The sequence below is a fragment of the Clostridium sp. FS41 genome (assembly GCF_000954015.1).
In the GTDB taxonomy this organism is placed as follows: Bacteria; Bacillota; Clostridia; order Lachnospirales; family Lachnospiraceae; genus Enterocloster; species Enterocloster citroniae.
Map to the genome: position 1 here is coordinate 1 of NZ_JYHN01000097.1, position 20723 is coordinate 20723.

Annotated in this window: 24 protein-coding genes; 3 read left to right on the forward strand and 21 right to left on the reverse strand. The window is 48.7% G+C overall.

The genetic code is table 11. The features are described from left to right. Nucleotides 1-299 precede the first annotated feature (299 nt). Complete coding sequence (locus CLFS41_RS30925) at nucleotides 300-1034, forward strand: IS110 family transposase (RefSeq protein WP_242856937.1); 735 nt, start codon at nucleotides 300-302, stop codon at nucleotides 1032-1034. Between the two features lie 17 nt (nucleotides 1035-1051). Further along, the gene (locus CLFS41_RS30930) at nucleotides 1052-1432 is read left to right on the forward strand and encodes a transposase (protein ID WP_242856938.1); all 381 of its coding nucleotides are present in this window, start codon (nucleotides 1052-1054) and stop codon (nucleotides 1430-1432) included. 179 nt (nucleotides 1433-1611) lie between these two features. Here the strand turns inward: CLFS41_RS30930 and CLFS41_RS30555 are convergent, their stop codons facing one another. The 12 genes from CLFS41_RS30555 to CLFS41_RS28690 all read right to left on the reverse strand — a co-directional run bounded on the left by CLFS41_RS30555 (nucleotide 1612) and on the right by CLFS41_RS28690 (nucleotide 12858). Continuing rightward, nucleotides 1612-2142 (reverse strand): hypothetical protein, encoded by a 531-nt coding sequence (locus CLFS41_RS30555; RefSeq protein ID WP_197092216.1) that lies wholly within the window; start codon nucleotides 2140-2142, stop codon nucleotides 1612-1614. Between the two features lie 355 nt (nucleotides 2143-2497). Beyond that, the gene (locus CLFS41_RS28640; RefSeq protein ID WP_045094335.1) at nucleotides 2498-2755 is read right to left on the reverse strand and encodes a helix-turn-helix domain-containing protein; all 258 of its coding nucleotides are present in this window, start codon (nucleotides 2753-2755) and stop codon (nucleotides 2498-2500) included. Nucleotides 2756-2767: 12 nt separating this feature from the next. After that, on the reverse strand, nucleotides 2768-4576 hold the full coding sequence (locus CLFS41_RS28645; protein ID WP_082082723.1) for a type IV secretory system conjugative DNA transfer family protein: 1809 nt from the start codon (nucleotides 4574-4576) through the stop codon (nucleotides 2768-2770). Between the two features lie 50 nt (nucleotides 4577-4626). After that, entirely contained in the window at nucleotides 4627-5610 is a 984-nt protein-coding gene (locus tag CLFS41_RS28650; RefSeq protein WP_045094336.1) for a DUF3991 and toprim domain-containing protein, read from the reverse strand. A gap of 13 nt (nucleotides 5611-5623) precedes the next feature. Beyond that, entirely contained in the window at nucleotides 5624-8545 is a 2922-nt protein-coding gene (gene mobP3 / locus CLFS41_RS28655; protein ID WP_045094337.1) for a MobP3 family relaxase, read from the reverse strand. A 369-nt stretch (nucleotides 8546-8914) separates the two neighbouring features. After that, nucleotides 8915-9049 (reverse strand): hypothetical protein, encoded by a 135-nt coding sequence (locus CLFS41_RS31095; RefSeq protein WP_002571399.1) that lies wholly within the window; start codon nucleotides 9047-9049, stop codon nucleotides 8915-8917. A gap of 88 nt (nucleotides 9050-9137) precedes the next feature. Beyond that, the gene (locus CLFS41_RS28665) at nucleotides 9138-9629 is read right to left on the reverse strand and encodes a ribbon-helix-helix domain-containing protein (protein ID WP_002571400.1); all 492 of its coding nucleotides are present in this window, start codon (nucleotides 9627-9629) and stop codon (nucleotides 9138-9140) included. Between the two features lie 273 nt (nucleotides 9630-9902). Then, a complete protein-coding gene (locus CLFS41_RS28670; protein ID WP_045094338.1) occupies nucleotides 9903-10166 on the reverse strand; it encodes a hypothetical protein in 264 nt (87 codons plus the stop codon). An 11-nt stretch (nucleotides 10167-10177) separates the two neighbouring features. After that, entirely contained in the window at nucleotides 10178-10438 is a 261-nt protein-coding gene (locus tag CLFS41_RS28675) for a DUF6103 family protein (RefSeq protein ID WP_045094363.1), read from the reverse strand. A gap of 14 nt (nucleotides 10439-10452) precedes the next feature. After that, the gene (locus CLFS41_RS28680; protein WP_242856939.1) at nucleotides 10453-11391 is read right to left on the reverse strand and encodes a DUF6329 domain-containing protein; all 939 of its coding nucleotides are present in this window, start codon (nucleotides 11389-11391) and stop codon (nucleotides 10453-10455) included. An 88-nt stretch (nucleotides 11392-11479) separates the two neighbouring features. Further along, on the reverse strand, nucleotides 11480-11758 hold the full coding sequence (locus CLFS41_RS28685) for a DUF6809 family protein (protein ID WP_045094339.1): 279 nt from the start codon (nucleotides 11756-11758) through the stop codon (nucleotides 11480-11482). A 95-nt stretch (nucleotides 11759-11853) separates the two neighbouring features. Further along, a complete protein-coding gene (locus CLFS41_RS28690; RefSeq protein WP_045094340.1) occupies nucleotides 11854-12858 on the reverse strand; it encodes an NlpC/P60 family protein in 1005 nt (334 codons plus the stop codon). Nucleotides 12859-13058: 200 nt separating this feature from the next. On the opposite strand from CLFS41_RS28690, the gene CLFS41_RS28695 reads away from it, so the two are divergent. Continuing rightward, nucleotides 13059-13403 carry a helix-turn-helix transcriptional regulator gene (locus CLFS41_RS28695; protein WP_330361563.1) on the forward strand — a complete coding sequence of 115 codons (345 nt, stop codon included), beginning with the start codon at nucleotides 13059-13061 and terminating at the stop codon, nucleotides 13401-13403. A 40-nt stretch (nucleotides 13404-13443) separates the two neighbouring features. Here CLFS41_RS28695 and CLFS41_RS28700 read toward each other — a convergent pair whose 3' ends face one another. From CLFS41_RS28700 to CLFS41_RS28740, 9 genes are all read right to left on the reverse strand, one after another. After that, complete coding sequence (locus CLFS41_RS28700; RefSeq protein WP_002565942.1) at nucleotides 13444-13959, reverse strand: gamma-glutamylcyclotransferase family protein; 516 nt, start codon at nucleotides 13957-13959, stop codon at nucleotides 13444-13446. Between the two features lie 13 nt (nucleotides 13960-13972). Next, on the reverse strand, nucleotides 13973-15034 hold the full coding sequence (locus tag CLFS41_RS28705) for an amidoligase family protein (protein ID WP_045094341.1): 1062 nt from the start codon (nucleotides 15032-15034) through the stop codon (nucleotides 13973-13975). A 16-nt stretch (nucleotides 15035-15050) separates the two neighbouring features. Further along, nucleotides 15051-16814, reverse strand: coding sequence for a DUF87 domain-containing protein (locus tag CLFS41_RS28710; RefSeq protein WP_341474556.1), 1764 nt, complete (start codon nucleotides 16812-16814; stop codon nucleotides 15051-15053). A 150-nt stretch (nucleotides 16815-16964) separates the two neighbouring features. Further along, nucleotides 16965-17729 (reverse strand): Fic family protein, encoded by a 765-nt coding sequence (locus CLFS41_RS28715; protein ID WP_045094343.1) that lies wholly within the window; start codon nucleotides 17727-17729, stop codon nucleotides 16965-16967. Nucleotides 17730-17837: 108 nt separating this feature from the next. Continuing rightward, nucleotides 17838-18440: a hypothetical protein gene (locus CLFS41_RS28720; RefSeq protein ID WP_045094344.1), complete on the reverse strand. Its 603-nt coding sequence runs from the start codon at nucleotides 18438-18440 to the stop codon at nucleotides 17838-17840. After that, on the reverse strand, nucleotides 18437-18697 hold the full coding sequence (locus tag CLFS41_RS28725; RefSeq protein WP_002565937.1) for a hypothetical protein: 261 nt from the start codon (nucleotides 18695-18697) through the stop codon (nucleotides 18437-18439). Before CLFS41_RS28725 ends, CLFS41_RS28720 begins: the two co-directional genes overlap by 4 nt. A gap of 10 nt (nucleotides 18698-18707) precedes the next feature. Continuing rightward, on the reverse strand, nucleotides 18708-19220 hold the full coding sequence (locus CLFS41_RS28730; protein WP_045094345.1) for a hypothetical protein: 513 nt from the start codon (nucleotides 19218-19220) through the stop codon (nucleotides 18708-18710). A gap of 13 nt (nucleotides 19221-19233) precedes the next feature. Then, a complete protein-coding gene (locus tag CLFS41_RS28735) occupies nucleotides 19234-19743 on the reverse strand; it encodes a hypothetical protein (protein WP_045094346.1) in 510 nt (169 codons plus the stop codon). Nucleotides 19744-19766: 23 nt separating this feature from the next. Next, nucleotides 19767-20669 (reverse strand): conjugal transfer protein TrbL family protein, encoded by a 903-nt coding sequence (locus CLFS41_RS28740; protein WP_045094347.1) that lies wholly within the window; start codon nucleotides 20667-20669, stop codon nucleotides 19767-19769. Nucleotides 20670-20723: the final 54 nt, after the last annotated feature.

Sequence of the window (20723 nt, forward strand, 5' to 3'; positions counted from 1 at the left end):
CGTGACTCGCATGAGTCACACCTGCCCCTGTTCGGAACCATCTATTTCCCGACAGACAATCATGAGAGAATCTCACCACAATAAATGAAAACTGGATATTGGCTATACTCTATATAGTGGTATACTTAAGGTGCCGAATAAGGTCGGAAGGGGATTGGTGCTTCAAAGCCCGTGCGACAGACTGATTTTCAGCTCCTTAGGTGTACCACTTTTTGTTTCCATCGTATTTTGATGAGGACGCAGGACAGCCAACAGTTAAGCAAGGAGCTGCATCGGCTTATGCGAAGGAGGTTTGCTTTATGGAAGTATTGTATAAGCGGTGTTGTGGGATTGACATTCATAAAAATATGATGGTAGCCTGTGTTTTTACGAGTGTCAGAAAAAAAGAAGTCCGCCAGTTTTCAACAATGACGGAAGATATTCTTCAATTAGTTTCATGGCTGAAGGAAACTGATTGTGAGATGGCTGCCATGGAAAGTACCGGTTCGTACTGGAAACCTGTTTATAACATATTTGAAGAGGAACATATCCCGATTATGATTGTAAATGCACAGCATATCAAAGGGGTTCCCGGACGCAAGACAGATGTGAAGGATGCAGAATGGATTGCTGATCTGGTACGTCATGGGTTAGTAAAAGCAAGTTATATCCCAAATCGGGAACAGCGGGAATTGCGCGAAATGACCCGCTACCGCCAGGAGATGATTGAAGAACGTGCTCGTGAATTGAACCGAATCCAAGCTGTGTTAGAAGGTTGTAACATTAAATTAGGCAGTGTGATTACCGATATCAGTGGAAAAAGCGGAATGGCTATTTTAAAAGCGATCATATCCGGAGAAACAGATCCGATTGTTTTAAGTGAATTAGCAGAAGGGCGTGCCAGAAATAAACTTCAGGAAATGCGAAGAGCTCTGCAGGGACGAGTTTTAGAACATCAACAAAAAATGTTAGAACATCAGCTTGTGCATATGGAAAGTCTTACTTCTTTAATCTCAGATTTAGATGAAGATATTAAAAAAAAACAGACACTATAAGTTGGGCTGTTGAGGCTTTGGATGGGATACCAGGAATCGGTAGACAAAGTGCAGAACGCATTCTTGCAGAAGCAGGGGTGGAAATGGAACATTTTCAAAATGAATCGCGGTTTAGTTCGTGGGCGGGTCTGGTACCGGAATGTAAAGAAAGCGCTGGTAAAAAGATGAGTAGTCGAATACGAAAAGGAAATAAATATTTGAAAGCATGTTTGGTAGAATGTGCCCGTGCTGCAATAAGAAAAAAACAAAGCTATTTCTATTCACGATACCAACGAATTGCTGCACGCAGAGGAGGGAAACGAGCGCTGATAGCCATAGCGCACACCATGCTAATAGCCATCTATCATATGCTAAAAGAAAAAGTTCCTTATTACGAAATTAGGTGCAGATTATTATAGTGTAAAGAATCAAGAGAAATTAATCAAGAGAAATCTTCGTTCGTTAGAAAAGTTAGGGGTAGATGTAATGATTCAGCCAAAATAACTTCTCCCTGCTATTATCATAGGAAAGTGAAAAGCCCGCCAAAAGGCGAGCTTATTAAGAATGCTTGTTTATAGGTTATCGCTGAATTACGTTTTCAGGACAGCCTCTTGTAGGCGGTCTGATACAGCTCTGTCATGGAAACGGTATGAAGATAACGCGGATCGTTCATGCGCCGGATTCTCTCACGCATTTCCTCAATATTTTCCTCCGAAGGATTGCTTTCGCAGGTTTCATGTGGTATCCTCTGTTTAGTTGAATTGTGAGGCGGCTGCCCTCCATCTGTGCCAACAGATGGGATGAGGGCGGTCGTTTTCTCATTATCCGTCATTGCGCTCACCGTATGGAATGATTCAGGGATGTTTCGTATACTGATGGAAAAAGGGGCAGCAGTGCCGCTTTTTCCGTCCAGCCATATGGGAAGGGAGCGCCATACATCATCGATACAGGTGACTTTCCGCGCACTGACGAATTTTTTCTTCATGAACCCAATGGAGTTCTCAATCGGGCCCTTGCTTTCTGGATCTGCCTTATTACACACCCAAGGCCGGATGTCCTGTTCCCTGTAGAAATCTTCAAAGACTCTGGTTCTGATGACTTCATCGTAGGTCTCACCGAAAGCAAACACGGCATCCTGATCAATGACTTCAGGCGGCCTCCAGGCTTGCAGAAGCACCGCCAGATTGCCTGACAGGCTTCCACAGAGTTGTATTTATGGTCCTATGCATAGACGCATAAAAAACGGCTGTAACACAGCAACAGGCAGATAAAGTGGAGCCGCTTTGCCTGAGAGAGGTTCACGCTATTCTAAATATTTTAATGGTTACTTCCCAGACACAGCTAAATCAACTACGGTTTGAAATGGCCTTATTCTTTTTCTGTTTTAATAATCTATCCCGTATTGGGATGTTCCCTTCATGCGCCACGGTGACGCATACCATAGGGCACCGGAAAAGGCAGAGTACCCCCTTGGCGTAATCCCATCATTTCAAAATGGTGTATAGTAAGCTACTCTTCCCTCCCTTTCTCCGAAAGCGCTGTTCTGTTTTAATAAATCCGGCTTTTTCTAAATCTGCAACCGCCCGTTGGATGGTCCTCCGCGAAAGATTCAGCTCCTCTGCGATGGTACTCATAGCAGGAAAACACTGGCCCTTTTTATCCGTCCGCTCTTTTAGATACATATACAACGAAATCGCGCGGTGTGGTAATTCCTCTGAGTAGACCGAATCGTAATACCCCACATACCTCCCCCCTTAGTCTGTTCGAAGTGGTTGTCTGGTTCCTGGGACAGTCGATCGATTTGGCATCGGCACGTGCGCCAGACCTCCGCCTGAAGTCCCCTCTATTCCTGACGGTTCATCAAAGTCTGCCTCCCCATCCCCATCAAATTGTCTTCGGATAATCTCCTGCTCCAGTTCCAGCCGGTCCGCATAGGACACCGGCCGCGCCACATGCTGTTCTACCTCATATTCTTCCTCAAATTCAATCCCCCATTTAAAAAATAAGCGCAGTTCTACCCGCATTGGATGACAACCGGTCTTCGCCAGGATAAAGTGTCCCTTTGGCAGCGACTTCAATTCATCCGGAGTCATGAGCGGACGTCCAATCATCTGCAGGCTCTGGCTGGGATCATGTTTTCCCCGGCTGATGGAGCCAGACAACACGGTTTTGTTGCCCAATGCCTTTGACAGAATCTCCGCACTTTCCGAGTTGGGTGCAAAACCACCAAATAAAACGCCCTGACAGTTATCCACGATAATTTCACTCCCCTCTTTGCCATAGTTTTTCTGCAGTTGGGCAAAGCTTTGTATGATGGGTACCATACTGACCCGCCTGGACCGCCCGGCTGAAAAAAGCATTTCCAAAGACTCAATTTTGGGGATAGTACCGATCTCATCTCCAAAAATCACCACACGATTCGGAAGTTTCCCTCCATGCTCATCTGCGATGGACAGCATTTCCCGGTAGATTTGCTGCAAAAACAAGCTTACCATAAAATACTTTGTGCTGTCCTCCTCTGGAAGCACAATAAAGATAGCTGACTTGGATTTACAGAACATCTCCGTATCCATCGTACTGTCAAAACACAGGATCTGCTCCATCTCGGAATCCAGAAATGCATTCAGCCTGGACATGGCGGTGGAGAGGACCGAAGCCATGGCCTGTTCCGCTGTATTAAGTGCCGCGCCGGCAAACCATTTCGCCTTGTGGTCGGCCGGCAGCTTCTGCATGAGCAGCTGGAACTGATTCTTCCCTTTTACTGGTGACGGAGCCAACAGATCCTGGATTAATTTGAACACACTTACGATATGACGCTGTTCCTTAGGACAGTATTCGGAGATCAGTAAAATCGCACTTGTGAGAAGCCCCTCCGCTGCGTCATAGAAAAATGCGTTCTGTCCATAACTGGAGGCATCTCCGCCTCCGGAACTAATGATGGTCTTGGCTGTGATCTTTGCATATTTCTCTGCTTTGGCTTTCACAGCCAGATTCTCCGGATTCTCTAAGTATAGATCCATGTATTTATTCACCATGCCGAGGATGTTATCGCTATCAGAACAGGTCGGATTGCGCAGATCCAGGATGGAAGTCTGATACCCATAATACTTCTGAGCTATTCCCGCGTAGTTGCAGAACAGATCTCCCTTGGTGTCCGTACACAGCCAGCTCATCCCGCTGGCACAGGCATACTCAATGCAGGGATATAAAAAGTTGGCAGTCTTACCAACACCAGCCGCGCCGATCATCAGGAGATGGATGTCACCGGAGTCAACCAAAGCCGTCACTCCGGTTTTGGAAAACAGCCCTCCGACTACGATTCCCTGTACCTTGGGCAGATGTTTTCCCTGCCGCCACAACGCCGGCTCATAGGGAACCTGTGCAAAGGTCCGTTTGATTTCTGCCTCGCTGGCAAATCTGGCCGTGCCATATTGACCGTCCCCTACCGTCTTTGACTTAATCCCATTCAGAGAATAGTGGTTCGCAAGCAACGGGATTACCCCCATCAGGATAAACATCCCTGCGCCGGCACAAATGAGCAGCACCATCTGATTTGTTTCCATGATACCTCCTTTCTGGAACCGGGTACGATAGATGAAAGTTAGGAACTGACTCATTCCATTTTCAATAATTCCTGTTTCGTTTCCTGCTGATTCCCCGGAAGTTCTTCAGCTAGAATCGCAAGCTGCCCATGAAGGGCTTTTAAATCTTCATTCCAGTCCTTATACTGGGACAGATCCGTTTCCGTATCTCCATATCCCATTTCCAGAAGCTGTTTCTTGATCCGTTCTGCCGCTTTCATTCCTGGGATATCATGATCCAGACACAGCCGTATTTTGTTCATGTTCGGAAAATCCTGCAATAATTGAATGATCGGCTTAGAGCCTACGCTGCACAGTGCAACATAGCTATGCTGCTTCCAGCCTTCTTTGCGTAGGGAAACATAGGAGAGTAAGTCAATAGGGGCTTCAAACACATAGAGCGTATCGCTGGTTCCTACCCACTGGAAGCTATATTTCGGATCACTGCTCGTTAAGTTTCCCCGGAAGCTCGAACCGTAGGTATAGATTCCTTTTTTGTGCGCGTGCCTAGCCACTCCCTCCTTATCTCTCCCGACAAAGATTGCATTATGGTACTGCCTCGTTCCGTCCTGAGAATCCTCCAGGCTTTCATACAGCAGGTCTGCCTTTGCAAAATCTGTTACGATCTGTTTGTCCAGATACCGCACCTTTAACAAGTAGGCAAAGGTCCGGCGCATATCACGATTCTTTGGCGGAAGCGAAAATGGTGCAGATGGTTCCTTCTCCTGTTTTTGACTCTGAATGTATGGAATCCCCTGTTCCCCGTCAAGCAGCATCGACACTGCATCCGGATACGTTTTCCCATAGAAGTATTTTACAAAATCAATGGCCAGCCCTCCTTTTTCTATCGCATGGTCATACCAAATGTTCCCTCTGACCGTGATGCTGTGGTCGCTGCTTAAACGTTTGTCCCTCCCGGATGGAAGCATTTTTTCTCCCTGGCGCTGTAAAAAGTCCACCAGGTCGATGGAATTCGCCCGCTCCTTTTGCTCTTCTGTGAAATAAACATATGACATATCCAATACCCCCTCATGATAGATTCTGACGCAGAATTTCATCATCCGCTTTATGCCCCATTGCTTTCTTTTTCTCCCGGATTCTACTACGGAGTTTTCCTTCCAACTGCATGGAATTGCCTCCTGCTTTCCATTTTTCTTCTTCAAACATCTGTGCCAGGCGGTGCATGAGCCTTGTTGTCGCAAGAAAAACAGACGGCTCATAGAACGAATCCAAATGATCTAACAGAAACTGCGCATAGATATTTCCTTGGGCTGCCGATACTTCTAAGTACGGAAGGGCTTTCTCCTTATTCCGCGGCACTTCATGTCCGCACAGGTACAGTTTTCCGAGGGCATATTGAGCATACTGATTTCCCTGTGAAGCAGACTGCTCCAGCCACTGGACGGCCTCTTTTACATCCGCTTCCACGTCCTCCCCCAGCAGGTAAAACCGTCCCAAACGGTATTCGGCAAACGCATTGTTCTGGGCAGCGGATTTTTTCAAGTAGGTGATTGCTGTCCTAATATCCTTTTCCACTTTTTCTCCGTCCAGATATAATTTTCCCAGAGAATACTGGGCGTACTGGTTATTTGCAGCGGCGGATTGCTTCAACCACTTTATTGCAGCTTCCACATCTTTTTCTGTCTCTTCCCCCTGAAGAAATTGTTTGCCCAACTGGTAGGCTGCGTAGTCATGGCCTTGTTTTGCCGCTCTCGTAAACAGCTCCGTGGCTTTGGTAACATCTTTGGCAACGGCTTCGCCTGCCAGATAAATGTTTGCGAGAGCATACTGTGCTGACGCATGTTCTGCTTCTGCCGCTTTCTCAAGCCAGGCAACCGCCTGTTTCTGATCTCCGGTTCCATTTTCCAGCCAGAGCTTTCCCAATGCATACTGGGCATTCATATTTCCAAGCTGTGCGGCCCGTTCCCAGTATGCTTCCGCTACTCTATCATCCTTTACCGTACCGGTTCCTGTATGCAGCATCTGCCCCAGGCGGTACTGCAGCTTGTCATCATGGCTCTGCGCTTCCAGTCTGCAGAAACCGGAAAATGCATGTTCAAAGCAACTTTCCGCATTTTCCGCGTTAACGGCAACTCCAATTCCGTCCCGGTACATCTTTGCCATTTCATAACTGGCATAGGGATTTCCCTGCTCTGCGGACCTCTGATATAAGTTAAATGCTTGACTGTAGTTCTGTGTGACTCCCTGCCCCCGGTAATAGAGACCTCCAAGTGAATACTGGGCGTATTTGTGATCGGCCGACACTGCACGGGAAAACCACGCAACCGCTTTTTCATAATCCCTTACTGCTTTCCCGTCCCCGCCTTCTTCATCCGGCACTACAGGCAGCTCATATCCCAATCCAGCCGCATACATTTTTCCAATCCGGTACTGTAGATAGGGACGCTGTCTTTCTTCTGCACATTGCTCCGCTGCAACAAATGCAGTCAGCGCTTTCCCATACCATTCATGCGCTTTCGCGGGATCTGCTTCCCTTCCCAGGCCATCTGCATACATACGTCCCAGCTCAAACATGGCAAGTGCATTTCCCTCTTCTGCCTCTTCCAAAAACAGACGGAAGGCTTCCTTAAAATCCGGCTCCTTCTCATCGCTTCCATAGAGACATTGACAGGCTACTTTATAGGTATCACTCCACTCTGCATGGAAATCGATATCATTGTCACCTGGAAGTTCATTGTCCTCCGGTTCATCTGCCGCATCTCTTCTTTCTGATTCTCCTCTTCGTTCATCTCCCGCTATGCTACCCATCTCGGTTACCGCTCTATCGATCCATATATCAGTCTCTTCTGCAGATGATTCTTCCAACAAAAAATGGTGACTCCCAATCTTCATTGCCTCGGTAATCACCATATTTTTAATCCGTTTCAGTTCTTTTTGCTGGGAGAGTGGTGCCAGCGGTATTGGCTGATCAGAATAGGTCTGCCAGATTTTCTCCCGGGCGGTTCCCCATGACTGATACAGTTCCTTGATATGGGGTTCCTGTTCCAGCTCATCCACGATTCGGTCCACCATCTGTTTCAAGTCTGCTTTCAGATACCCGTACACCTTTTTTCCATTTGTTCTCTGCAACCGCTTGGACAGCCGATGTATCTGTTTTTCTATTTTCTGATTCTGACAGGTTCCTGACTGGATTTCCTGAATCAGCCGCTTCACGGTCTGTTCTGCTTCTTTCTTGAGTCCTTCGCGGGCTGCATTCTGCACTCCATAGAGATTAGCAAAGTCCTGGCGGAAAATATCGTGAGCCAGCTCGGAGCGCATCGCTTCAATCGCAGGCTCGGTCAGGAATCCGTCATGATCTTTTGCAGAATACACCATCACATGGACGTGCGGGTGGTAGCTCTCATTGTGGAATGCAGCGTACCATCTCAGGTTCTCGCTGTCTATTTTCATCTGCTTACAGAACATCGCCCGCTTCGACCGCAGCAGCTCCATCCATTGCTTTCCGGAATCATAGCCCAACCGCGCCGCGTCCTCTCTTTTTAAACTGACCACATGCGTCCACACCGGCCCCTTATGTGCTTTCACCTCCTCCTGCACTCTGGCAATCACCACCGGCTTCCCTGCATCTGTGAACAGTCCATGCTCTCCGATCCGCTCCACATGGGGACGGTTGGCCAGATAGTCCACATAGTTTTCCCGTTTCGACAACAGATCCAGATTCCATTCCAGGGCCGTGGAAATAAATTCAGAGGCGTTTCGTCTGGTTGGATGAAGCCGGTAATCTTCATATTCCAGCATCGCCCTTGCCTTCGGCAGATCACGAAGCAGCTGTGCAATCAGCTTCTTCTGCGCCGCGGTTGCGGGCAAGTGCCCCTTGCTCTCATCAATCTTTTCCACACCCTCTCTGGTTCCGATGTACTTGACATAGTTTCCAAGCTGCTCCGGCGGGGCATCCCGCAGATAGCGGCTGGTAAAAATAATTTTAGGCATGGAGTTCTCCCTCCATCATCCTTCCTCTCTGGGTGGACAATAAAAAATCAGTAACTGAAATCCATGTTTTATAGTGGTCTCATATTCCGTTTCATAATAATCACAATCCACATAAAAATCATTAGAGATAAATGCTTTCACATTCTCTTCCAGCAACCAGATCTTCCAGGTCTTAAAGTTTACAACACTAAATGCAGGTACATATCATCATGGTGCTGATTTAACATTCATTCAGATACTCCGTGCAGAGAAACTTCGAGACTTTTTCCAGCTCCAATCCTTTTTCATTTCTCATATGAGCTTTCCCAGAGTAATATCCTCTACTGCTGTCATCACTTTCCCACACGGTCATTCCATCTTCACTCGTACTCAAATAACTTGTACTGGATCCGCGTCTCGTTTTAACATTTTCTGTTCTGCCTCACCGGTCGTCTCCCTGTGCTCCTGCAGGGCCAGTTCCGTCAGGTCACGAACTACATCTTCCATAATTTGTTCTTTTCCCATGTTATACTCCTTTTTGACACACCATAAATAAAATAAGGGCGGTTGTCCATACGCAAGATTCATAAATCGTTTTGGCTACTCTTGTACTCTATACTTCACGTTTTTGATATTTGTATGCATCTTCAAACTCAACCGCCCCATTGACTCTCTTCACCTCATCCACGCATTTCAGATGTAGCTTTTTCAGGGCATCCTCATCTACCTCATGGGAATAGGCAATCACATGAGCCAGTTTGGAAATCTCCACTGCAAGCTTAAAATCCATACGCGCCAGACGGTTTTCACTGTCATGTACGGTACTGGTGAGCACGGAGGATAAGGACTGGAGCAGATAGTTTTCTGCCTTTTTAGAATTCAAAAATCCAATATAAAATTTAACCGCTTCTGCCACAAACTCATTACGGGAACGAGCTCCTACATAGCTCACCATCTCATCTGCCCGCTCTACCAGCTCTTTCTCCATATAAACGCCTATACGCTGTTTCTTTGCCCTGCCCGCCAATGCCTTCCCTCCTTCGGTATTCATAAAAAAGCCCGCAATCGGCGTTTTCTTTGCATCTTTTGGCTCTACCAGCACCACTTTCTTCTCTCCCTGCCAATAAAGTATTCAAACCAGAATCCCCGGACGGCTTTGCCGGCCGGTGTTTTCCGGGGGTGTGCTGCGAAAGCAGCATAACCCCTTTAACCTGCACCACTTTCGACCCAACCTGACCTGCATCTGCCTGCCCGTATAACGTTCGGTCACAAAGGCCGGGGAAGTCCGTCATTCCTGCCAGGGGTATCCCAGTCCCGCTCCGCCTGTCAAAGCGGCACAAACGGCCAAATACAGGCTCACGTTCCCGGAATAGGCGCTCTATCCCATCATGCCAGGCTGTCGCAGTTCCATCTCCGGCTCGCAAATCTCCACTTCCGACAGGTCAAACTCGGAAAGCGGATATAATTCCTGGGGAAACTCCCCCAAACCGTGAGCTTGCAGATAGGCTTCATTGCTGGCATTAATCCCAAGATCGTTCTCATCTCCTGTCTGCCAGGTATAGACCTGCTCTACACTACCATCCTCAAACCGGAGATACATTCCCTCGGTAATCTCATTTCCGTGCTTATCCTGATACCTCATGCACTGTCCGCCTATCCCATTTCCTGACCCGTCTGGTTTCTCATATGGCTCTCATCTGCCTGCCGTCTCGGCCTGGCCGGCTTTGCCTCCCCTTCCCTGGCAATCTTGTCATCCAGATACTCCCGGGTGGCCTGCGGCACATATTTCTCATACATCTTCTGTAAGTAATCGCTCAGCTCCTCCTTCAGATCCGCTTCCTTTTTGCCCATGTGATAGGCCAAAGCATCCAGGCGCTCCGTATTAAATGTCAGTGTCAATGTGGTATTTTTCATCCAGCTCTCCCCTTTCATGAATTATTTAGCTGTGGACTGACCGGCTCTCTCTCCGGTTCATTCACCCATGTTTCGTATTCCTGTTCGCTGCAATAGCCTCCAAGCATGCCGGAAAATGCCTCCAGACGGCCGGGCTTTACCCCGGACAATTCCATCTGCAATCCATAAAGTCCCTGATACACCCGCTCTACTTTTGCATTCAGAACATCGGCCCAGACTTTCTTTCCCGCCTCTGTCAACGTCCCGGAATCCAGTTCTGTAATAGTATGCGGCATGTTATCAACCTCTGTATGCACCAGATGGATGTTCTCCCAACGGGCACACAGGATATCTTTTAATAGTGGGGACTTTACATCTGCTCCTGCTTCCTGAACCGCCGCCTCTCCTTCTTCCGGAATATAGTTGGGGCTGAAATCCAGATAATAATAAATATCGAATCCCTCTTCCACACAATCAACGAGAGATACCTCCTGCCGTTCGCGCAGCATATCCTGCATCAGCTTCCACAAACGAGGATTCTCCGACTGCCCTCCTCCCAATAATGTTTCTACCTTGGAGCGGTCTGTCATCCAGTTGCCAGTGGTAGTCATGTTCGTTCCTTCCTCTACAATCTCTTCCACCGCTTTGGCCAGAATCCCATTTACCTTTGAAAGGTAATCATAACAAAGTGCTGTCGCATCCGGCACATAGGAGGCATATCTCGCATAGGGATAGCCATCTGCCTCCACAAGCACACCGTCCCGATACCCTTCGCCAGTCACCAGCATACAGTAAAACACACCGTTCTTTTCATCCATAAGCATCGACTTTGAGTTCTTCTCAATAAACTCATAGCTATCACAGGGACTACTTAAGAACTGCTCATACTCCTCCTTTGGCAGACGTATCACAGTTTCAATCACTACATCCCGCAGCCGAAAATCCGGCTTGCGTTCAAATACTGCTTGTATCAACCAATCCCTCCTCTATCCATGTTCGCAATCAGAACAGGCCGCCATGCCGTTACCCATAACGTACCTGTTCCGGTTCATATTCCGTTTTCTAAAGTCCTACCGCCATGATCAGGCGCATGGCATCCCGAAAGCCGTTCATGTATAACTCCCGACATTCCGTCTCGGATACACAGAACTTATCAATCAGCTGATTGTCCAGCCATTCCCGGTCCTCCTCTGACAGTGTGTGCAGGATCCGGTCCATCCTGGCCACATACTCTTTCATCTCCAGGTCATAGGTCTTGGACCGGCTCATCCCAAACTCATCCCGGAGTTCCTGAACACGCTTCACCATTAACTCTTCTGCCTGCTCTGCAAGCTCTCTCATTGTCGCTCACCTCCTTACACCAGCCAACATATCCTATGGCCGGCCACAAGTCGATACCTAAAACCACCAAAGATTTTCGTTGAAACCAATCAAACCTAAGCGGCTGGAAGTCGAGCAAATGCATAAAAATGGCTGCGCCAATAGTTAGAATCAATGTTCGCATAACCGATGGGATCCCCACAATGCAGCATCTGGTTTCCACCAACGTACAGCCCGACATGGCTGACCGGAGTGGATGAAGCATAGGTTTTTGTAAAGAATACCAGGTCCCCCGGCTTCGCTTCCTCCCTTGCAATCACAGCGCACTGGTCAAAAATTCCCTGTGCAGATGTCCGCGGCAGCTGATAGGTCCCGGACTGGGTGTAAATCCAACAGATATAGCCGCTGCAATCAAAGGATGTCTGTGGATTGGAACCGCCCCATTGGTAGGGAAAACCAATGTATTTTGTTGCCTCCGTAAGCAGGGCCTGATAGCTTCCGTCCCCCATGGCGGAGCCGGCTGCCATCCCTCCCGGAACAGCCGGGCCATAGACAGCTACCGTATAAATTCTCTGTGCATTTGCCACCTGCTCTGACCCTATTTCCAGTCCCAGCCGCTGTTTGATGTTGGCATAGATCGTTCCGGGATCTGGAATCGGAATCGCCGCAATATAGGAATCCCCCTCCTCATCCTCCCGTTCTTCATATTCCACAAAGCAGTCCACAAACTCTTTTTGAGCCAGAAGTGACGGCTGCGCGCTGCCAAAATACATGGCATAAAATACAGACTTCACCCATTCAATATCCAGTTCCCCATCCTCTACATGGTCAATGTCTGCAATCAAATCCTCCAGGGAGGCGAAGCTGGTCTGCATGTCCACGATGTATTTCCGGTACTCCTCCGGCACCTGGCTGGAGATTGCTCCTTCCCGGAACACCTGATCGACCGCAGACACATTATGGGAGCTGGCCCCATCCATGATACTTAACAACATTACAATTACTAAAATAAACGGCAGCAGAACTGCCGCCACCACCGAGGCAATCACCGTTCTGCCTCGCTTATCGGTTGCTACAGCGATTGCCGCTTTGACGGCAAGAATTGCTGCTGGAGCTGCCATATCTCTTCTCTCCTCTCTGTCCGCACCTCTGGTTCTTTGCCTTAAGATAGCAGGGATATGGCCTGTCCTTTACACCATGTGTCGCTATATCTGTTCTCTATTATACATAATATCGGTTTTTATTCAACCGATTGGAACGCTGTATATACACTATAAAGTAGGTTAAACTGTTGATATCGTGTATGAAACGGGGTGAACACATGACTGAACACAACGCAAAGGAAATTGGCCTGCGTATCCGCCGCCAGCGGGAAGCTCTTGGCTATAGCCGGGAACGGCTGGCTGAACTTTCTGAAATATCCAATTCTTTTCTCTCAGATATTGAGCGCGGTGACCGGGGATTTTCCGTTGCCTTGCTTGGAAGACTCTCCCGTGTGCTGGGGCTCTCCGCTGACTATATCCTGTTTGGAACAGAACAGGCCACAGATATCAGCGACATCACAGACATGCTTTCCGGTCTGGATGGGAAGTATATTCCTAAACTCAAGGAACTTCTGGGTGCCTATCTTAAAACGATTACACTTGCTGAAAAACAGAATCATTAATGCAAAAAGCTGCCGCTGTATGAGCAGCTTTTTGTTTAACTTATAAATGAAAACCGTCCATATCATCAAAGCCCTGCTGGTGATACTGGGAGTTCTCCTGCTCCATCATCTCCTCCGTCCGCGCCAGGGCATGTTCCAGCACAGCCGTATCAAATCCAATGCTATGGTATCCCTCCTCAATTATCCTGTAATAAACTTCCGAAGGCATCCCAAGTGAGCGCACGTCATTCATCACGTAAACCATGGCAGAAACAGTTTTTCCTTCCAGTTCCACATCTATCATCTCCTTCCGGTACAGATGAGGCCAGCCCTCATACCGGTCCAATGCCGCCTCATCAAGGGGTTCAATCTTCCATAACAGAACCGGAACAGTCGCCCCTTCCTTTGGTTCCACGGTGGCAACACCGCGGAATAACAATTCATAATTTTTAATCTCACTGGCCCCTACCACTTTTGCATACGGGCAGCGCTGCTCCATCTGCGGAAGATTTAAATTGCTGCCATACGCAATATACAGCCGGTCTTGTGCTGCTTTTTTTCCTGTCCTTCTTGCCATCCCTGTTTCTCCTTTACATTCCTGTCATCATAGAAAAGGCCGGGGACTGTGCCTCGGCTTCCACATACATGGTTTCTTCCTGTTCTCTGGTTTCTGATTCTACTGCGGGGACTCGCCCTTCCTGCATCTGCAGCTCCTTCTCCCGTTTCATACGAAGCCGCTCCTTCTGCGCCTCGGCCTGGGCCGGATCCTTCCAGGCAATACAGCCATCCAAATGTTTCAGCAGGTGAAGCCGCGCCGTCTTAAACTCATCCCCGTTTAATCCCAACCGCAACAGCCAGGTCCGGAACGTATATTTCTCATTGGTTGTCTGCGTTTTCCTCCGGCTGGCACTGGTCTGGTTGAGAGCCTGGGCCCCAATGGCCAGACAAAGTTGGATGTATGCCTTGATTTTACCTGCATGAGTTGTCCCATTAAACAGCCTGAACTCAATGGTTCCTTTCTGAAATACACTATGCAGGTTCAGGCAATGATAACGGCTGTTATTATAATGCTCCCGCTGCCGGCTGGCTCCGTTGTACCAGATCTGCCTCACTTCCTCCAGAGTCCCCGGTTTCTTCTGGTTGAGTTCCTCCAGAAACCGCTCCTCCACTGGCTTACACCAGCGGTTCTGTCTGGCCACCGATACCTGCAAAGCCTTATAGATTAAATCCTCCTTTGCCGCCATGATGTTGGTGATGTTGCGGAGGGTCCTTGCGTCAAACGGCGAAGCATCGATATGCACATGGATCCCGCAGCTGGAATTTGCCAGGGCTCCTGCCTCCCGCAGCTTCCGCACCAATTCCTGTATGGTCTCGATATCCTCATACCGGCAGATGGGGCTCACCATTTCAGTCTGGAAGCTGTCACTGGCTCCCACACGGTTCTTTCCTTCTTTTCTCTCCGGTTTAATGCTGGAATCGCTCATGAACTTCCATTCCCTGCCCTGGGGATCCAGCACAGCATAGATGTCATAATAAGTTCCTACATAGTAGGACTGGGTCCCGAAATAAACTGCCGCGATCTCTGCCCCACGCTTCCTGGCGATCCCTGTCAACTCAATCTCAATCCCAAACCGCTGCTGTTTCATGTCCATGGAACCACCTCCCGGTTCATCGTCCGCCTGCCTTTCCAAACAGCTTCGCCTTATAATCCGGCGCCGTCACCATCAGGTTGTAACGCTCGTTCCCACATTTATAGAGACACACACCGCGCTGTGGATAGCGGATCAGTCTGAATTCACTCGCTTCCAGCTGCAAGGTGTCCGTATAAAACTTCTCATCCACAGCCCCTGCATTGAACAGAAACTGGTGGGTGGGAATAGAAAACAGCGGCTTGGTATATTCCCGAATCCCCTCAATATTAAAATCCTCCAGATTCTGACTGGCAAGAATCACAGAGGAGTTTTTCTTTCTCACACGTTTCATGAAATTTCGGACATACTCCACTGCCGTCAGATTGGAGAGGAATAGGTAAAATTCATCCAGTCCCGCCACTGTATTGCCCACGGTCAGAAGCCGGTTGCTCATAAAGGAAAGCGTATTAAACAGCAATGCATCACGTAGGTTCCGGCTGGCCTGCAGAACCCCTTTCACTCCAAAAGTGACGAAGCTGGAATCCGTAATATTGGTATGACCGTTGAAAAACTTTGCCTCCGGTCCCCTGCACATGGAGTGGAGCCCCAAAAGGATGTTCTGCAACAGCTCCGCGGTATACAGCTGCCGCTCCCCACTGTCAAACTCTTTATATTCCGCCTCAATCAGCCCGTACAGTTCAGAAAGGGTAGGATAATCTTTGGATCCCAGCATCTGAAAATCCGTCTCATCCGTAAGACCGCACCTGGCATAGAGGCGTTGGACCATAATCTCAATCACGTCAATCTCCCGGTCCGTGAAGTCCTTATACGAACGGAAAAAGTCTTTTAAAAAGCTGATATGCTGGCTCAGCCGACTTCGGATCCGAAAGGTTTCCGGCGCATCCGGATCTTCCATACCTTCCCCTTCGTCCCACACCTTTGGCTCCAGGGGATTGTTCAAAAAACGGCCGCCCATCAGATCAATGAAGCAGCCCCCAAGATTATTGGTCAGATCCTCATATTCCATTTCCGGATCCAGGCATATGACATTCAGCCCGGCCTCCCGCAGATTGCACAGGATCAACTTTAACAGATAGGATTTTCCCTGTCCGCTGTTGCCCAGGATGAGGATGGAACCGTTGGTCTTATCGTCTGCCCTCTGGTTAAAATCCACCAAGATATTGCTCCCGAACTTATCCCGTCCCACATAGAAACCACGGGGATCCGTCTTCCCGCTGTAATTAAAGGGATAAAGGTTCGCCACACTGCTGGCCGGCAGAACTCGCTCAAACTGATCCCGGAACATATTTCTCCCGCTTGGCATCACACACTGAAAACCCTGCTGCTGGCGCAGGAGGAGCCGGTCCACGTTCAGTTTTGAACGGATCAGCTCGGTCAGCACCTCTGTCTGTAACAGCTTCAGATGGTCGTATTCATTGGCGGTCAGTTCCATGTAAACAGCCGTATGCAAGAGCGGCTCCCGGTTGCGGTGAGTCCTTGCCACAATCATCGCCACATCCTGGAGATTGCTCTCCGCCTGGACTGTCTGCTGTAAGTCATTGGTACTGGACTGATTCAGCCGGTTCTTACTGGCGGCATTGCTGATGATTTTCCGCTCCTCCGCCGCACTGACATGGCGGGTATAAATCTTTAAGGTGACCCCATCCTTTTCCCCCAGCCGTTTTAAGATTGCCTGCTCCTCTGTGGAAGTCGGGTACTCCCTCAGTGCCCACACACATCGGTATGTGTTTCCGCAGATGAAGTAGTCAGTTTCAAACTTCATGACGGAGGGCGCAATCATATCCAGAAATTCCTGGATGCGCACATCCTCCTTTTCCGCCTCCGGGGCGGTTTTTGCATGTTTCAACGTTCTCCCTCCTTGATTTTGGCGCAAAAAAAGCGCCGGACACATCTCTGTATCCGGCGTCATGCCGTTTTCGCTCTTCTGTTATTACATCCTTAAATTTTGCTGCATGTTCTGCGAAGGTATTATCATGCCCAGGTAACGGTCCAGCTGGTGGTCGACCAGGTCTGCAACCATTTCTGCAAACGGGGTCAGATTGCCCTCTACCGCATAGGCTTCCAGGGCATTAAAATAATCCAGCCGGTTCTCTTTTGCGATAGACACGGCTGGAAATGTGCTTGCCAAAAGCTGATAATTCATAATTAACCGTGCGATCCTTCCGTTGCCGTCTGAAAACGGAAGGATTTTTACAAACGCTGCGTGGGTCCATGCCGCCAGCTCAATCGGATTTTCTTCTTTGTCCATCCAACTCAAACCTTCATAAAAATCCCGCAGCTGCTGCCCCATCTCATTCGGAGATGGCGGAATATGCCCAGCACCCTTCAGATACACATCCACGTTTCGATAAACTCCACCGCCCGTAACATGTTCCATCAGCTGTCTGTGTATTCCTTTTATCATACATTCATCCAGGGGCTTCCCCATTGCAGCACAGTCTTTCATATGACGGAATGCCTTCTGATGGTTGACCGCCTCATAAAGCTCCCGCAGCATCTTACCGCCAATGGAAATCCCATCCTCCAGCAGAACCTTGGTTTCTATCAGGGTCAAGGTATTGCCTTCGATAGCGGTAGAGTTATGGGTATATTCTATCTCGAACGCTTGCTCGAAAGACTGCAGCGTCAGCTTTGGAATGGACAGCCTGCCAGTCTGGTATAAATCCCTTTTCTTCAATAATTCCGGATAATTCAATCGCTCCCTCCTTCCGTTCAGTAATGATTGCGCTCCTTTTACAATATACCACAGGCTGGCCGGACTGGAACCCCCAATTTATAATACCCGCAGGATTGCCTTCTGCGTTTAATCATCCGGAATGATCCACCGCGCCCCATCAAAATCTTCGAACTTCTCACTGGTCACGTTCTGCTCATAATACACCGCCAGAATCCGTTTGATGTCTTCCTCATCCGCCCGCCTGGAATCAAATCCCTGCTCCTTTAGGGATTTTTCAATGCGGTCCAGATACGAAAACACATCCTTTCCCTTCTGGTTCCTAAGCCGGATCAGGATTAAAAATTCACGGGCCGTTGCCATCTGTACCTGAATCCGGTCTAAGAAATTCTGATCCCGCTCCAGCAGCTGGCGGATGACCGGATTGCGTTCTTCTTCCGCCCGCCTGCGCAGAAATCCCTTGTTCTCCTCAAAATTTTCCCGGCTGTTTAAGCATAGCATCTCAATCTCCGCCACACCCTTCAGCACATTCATCAGAGCATACACCCTCGCTCCTACACTGGATTCTGAAAGAACCGACAGGTTGGTAGGCCGGATCATAAAGTACACCAGCTCATCGCCGTCATAGGTCTCCAGGCTGTACTCCGTAATCCTCCTGGTGTTCATCAGCTGCCTGGTGGAGAGCCTTTGTTTGGCTGTTGTCTTTCCCTCCCGTTTCCCTTTTCTGCTCATCTGGTCATCCTCCATTCAAAAAATTGCTGCCTGAAAAAATAGGCGCAGGCATAGCTGATAAAATCCAGGATACTGGTATCCTCAAAACGGATGGTCAAAAAGGCATAGGCAGCCGTAATAAGCGCCGGGATAATCACACCAGTCTGGACCGCCGCAAGCACAGAAAACAAAACTCCTACCCCAATCACAGTCAGATCCCGAAGCTGCCACAGCCACATGACAGCCCTTGCCTTCAAATGTTCCGGGTAAATATACATCCTCCACCTCCTACAGTTCCATGGACATACTGGACGTCTGGTCCTGTCCACACTCCTTTTCATTTGTAAATTCCTGCTGCATAGCCGCCAGTTCCGCCTTAATCTGCCCCAGCTTGTCAAGTACCTCACGGCCTGCTTTCTGGGCCTCGATGGATGTTTTCAAGTCCATACCCTGGTCCAGGTTCACATAGAAACTGCCTGCCAGCTCCCGCTCCGCCCTGCTTACAATGCGAATGGCCCGTTCATAAAGGGACGGCGTCTCCCTCATAGTTTTCTTTGGGTCTCCCATCTGATACACGCCTCTTCGCAGACGGCAGCAACCGCTTCCGTCCGTATTTGCTAACCGCCAGAGCGCTGAGGATATAACGGTTGCGCGCATCGGCTCCCCCATCACAACATGACCTTTACAGTTTTCCATCACATAATCATAGATTTCTGACATAGGATGCTCATCCCCATCCTGCAATAACGCCCTGATGTAATACAGCGCCATCTCTGTGTTGGTGTGAAAATACAAGTGCACTTTACTGCCTCCTTCACATATTTAGAGTCATGTCTGGATCTTCTGTTTCTTCCTCCGTTTCCATGCTCTGTATTTTGAGAAGTCTTGTTTCTACCTCCTGCTGAGCCAATTCAACCCAGCTTCCAATTGTCTTTCCGCATTTTTGCATATTTTTCACAGCTTCAACGTCAATTTCCGTATCCATTAAACTAATTTTAAAACAGGATTTTAGTTCTGCTTTTGCAGTTTGCAGAATCGTCATTGCACGTGTATATGCTCTAAGCGAGGCACTTCTACCATTCACTTGAGCATCGATCTTTCTATAACAGCCTCGCCTTGTTGTCTCATAGAAGCCTTTTCCCTGACAGATCACTTTCATAACAGAATTGCTTATAATTGGAATTGTCAGTGGGCCTTTGATTTCTCTCCCCTCTGAATTCGCCATCACATAATCTGTTATTTCCGGAAATGAATGCTCTTCCCCATCTTCCATCAGCTTCTCAATATAGTATCGGGCCATCTCCGAATTTGACCGAAAAATCATGTCATCCCTCCTTTGACCACCGATTATTTCGCCGCGGCCTGCACGATGGTTCTGGTCAAGTTTACCGCGCTCTGCGCTGCATACACACTGCCCATCAGATTTGCCCTGGTACTGGTATCCAGCCCAAACTGTCCGGCAATCCTTGGCACCTCCCCCGCCGCCAGCATGATTCCCAGACCCAGAAGGGCGTTCTTGCTCAGCACCATCAGACCGGCAATCAGCATCGTAGCCTGCAAAAAGGCGGTCAGGCAGATACCGATTACCTGCTTACACCAGTTCGTGAAACCATCCATATATCCCCTTGGTACACTGAACAGATACAGACTTCCCACTGCAATCTGAATCAGCAGAATCCCTCCCCGTTTCAGGTTGGCAAAAAACACTTTGATTGTGGAATACCCCATCATAAACAGAATAAAAATCATCAGGATCGGATTTGTGATCGTATTGATTCCACCAAACACTCCACTTACCATCGCGTCCTGCAGGGTTCCCGAATTCGCCAAGCTGTCAATGATGTTCCCTGCCATGGAACCAAAATCACCACCCATCCCGGTTATCCCTCCGGTAATTTCCCCCTGGAGGGACACACTGAACTTGTAAAGCTCTACCGGCACAACGGAAAATAGACCGGCTGCCATAAAGCCTTTTAACGCATTCAGCGCCGTATCACGGACGCTTCCCCTGCCGCTCTGGCATTCGATGGCACATTCAAATACCGCCACCACAAATCCCACCACATAGAGCATCCAGGCAAGCTGTGAGAAAAACAGGACAATCGCCTGGATCCAGTCCAGCTCGAACAGCTCTGCCCCCATCTGCCCCATGAGCGAGAAAAAATTCCCCAAAAAACCAATCATCTGGCCATAGATCCAGTCCACGATCTGGCCGAGAACCGTGTCTGCCACAAAGTCCCAGATAAACATCGAACTATCACCTCTTTCTTACTGTTAATCCCCAAATTCCCGGCTCCCTTACCG

What these genes read in the sequence shown, in the direction of transcription:
- CLFS41_RS30925 (WP_242856937.1), top strand. Translation starts at nt 300, where the DNA reads ATGGAAGTATTGTATAAGCGGTGTTGTGGGATTGACATTCATAAAAAT.
- CLFS41_RS28645 (WP_082082723.1), bottom strand. Translation starts at nt 4,576, where the DNA reads ATGGAAACAAATCAGATGGTGCTGCTCATTTGTGCCGGCGCAGGGATG.
- CLFS41_RS28650 (WP_045094336.1), bottom strand. Translation starts at nt 5,610, where the DNA reads ATGTCATATGTTTATTTCACAGAAGAGCAAAAGGAGCGGGCGAATTCC.
- mobP3 (WP_045094337.1), bottom strand. Translation starts at nt 8,545, where the DNA reads ATGCCTAAAATTATTTTTACCAGCCGCTATCTGCGGGATGCCCCGCCG.
- CLFS41_RS31095 (WP_002571399.1), bottom strand. Translation starts at nt 9,049, where the DNA reads ATGGGAAAAGAACAAATTATGGAAGATGTAGTTCGTGACCTGACGGAA.
- CLFS41_RS28670 (WP_045094338.1), bottom strand. Translation starts at nt 10,166, where the DNA reads ATGAGGTATCAGGATAAGCACGGAAATGAGATTACCGAGGGAATGTAT.
- CLFS41_RS28675 (WP_045094363.1), bottom strand. Translation starts at nt 10,438, where the DNA reads ATGAAAAATACCACATTGACACTGACATTTAATACGGAGCGCCTGGAT.
- CLFS41_RS28685 (WP_045094339.1), bottom strand. Translation starts at nt 11,758, where the DNA reads ATGAGAGAGCTTGCAGAGCAGGCAGAAGAGTTAATGGTGAAGCGTGTT.
- CLFS41_RS28690 (WP_045094340.1), bottom strand. Translation starts at nt 12,858, where the DNA reads ATGGCAGCTCCAGCAGCAATTCTTGCCGTCAAAGCGGCAATCGCTGTA.
- CLFS41_RS28695 (WP_330361563.1), top strand. Translation starts at nt 13,059, where the DNA reads ATGACTGAACACAACGCAAAGGAAATTGGCCTGCGTATCCGCCGCCAG.
- CLFS41_RS28700 (WP_002565942.1), bottom strand. Translation starts at nt 13,959, where the DNA reads ATGGCAAGAAGGACAGGAAAAAAAGCAGCACAAGACCGGCTGTATATT.
- CLFS41_RS28705 (WP_045094341.1), bottom strand. Translation starts at nt 15,034, where the DNA reads ATGGACATGAAACAGCAGCGGTTTGGGATTGAGATTGAGTTGACAGGG.
- CLFS41_RS28710 (WP_341474556.1), bottom strand. Translation starts at nt 16,814, where the DNA reads ATGATTGCGCCCTCCGTCATGAAGTTTGAAACTGACTACTTCATCTGC.
- CLFS41_RS28720 (WP_045094344.1), bottom strand. Translation starts at nt 18,440, where the DNA reads ATGAGCAGAAAAGGGAAACGGGAGGGAAAGACAACAGCCAAACAAAGG.
- CLFS41_RS28725 (WP_002565937.1), bottom strand. Translation starts at nt 18,697, where the DNA reads ATGTATATTTACCCGGAACATTTGAAGGCAAGGGCTGTCATGTGGCTG.
- CLFS41_RS28735 (WP_045094346.1), bottom strand. Translation starts at nt 19,743, where the DNA reads ATGATTTTTCGGTCAAATTCGGAGATGGCCCGATACTATATTGAGAAG.
- CLFS41_RS28740 (WP_045094347.1), bottom strand. Translation starts at nt 20,669, where the DNA reads ATGTTTATCTGGGACTTTGTGGCAGACACGGTTCTCGGCCAGATCGTG.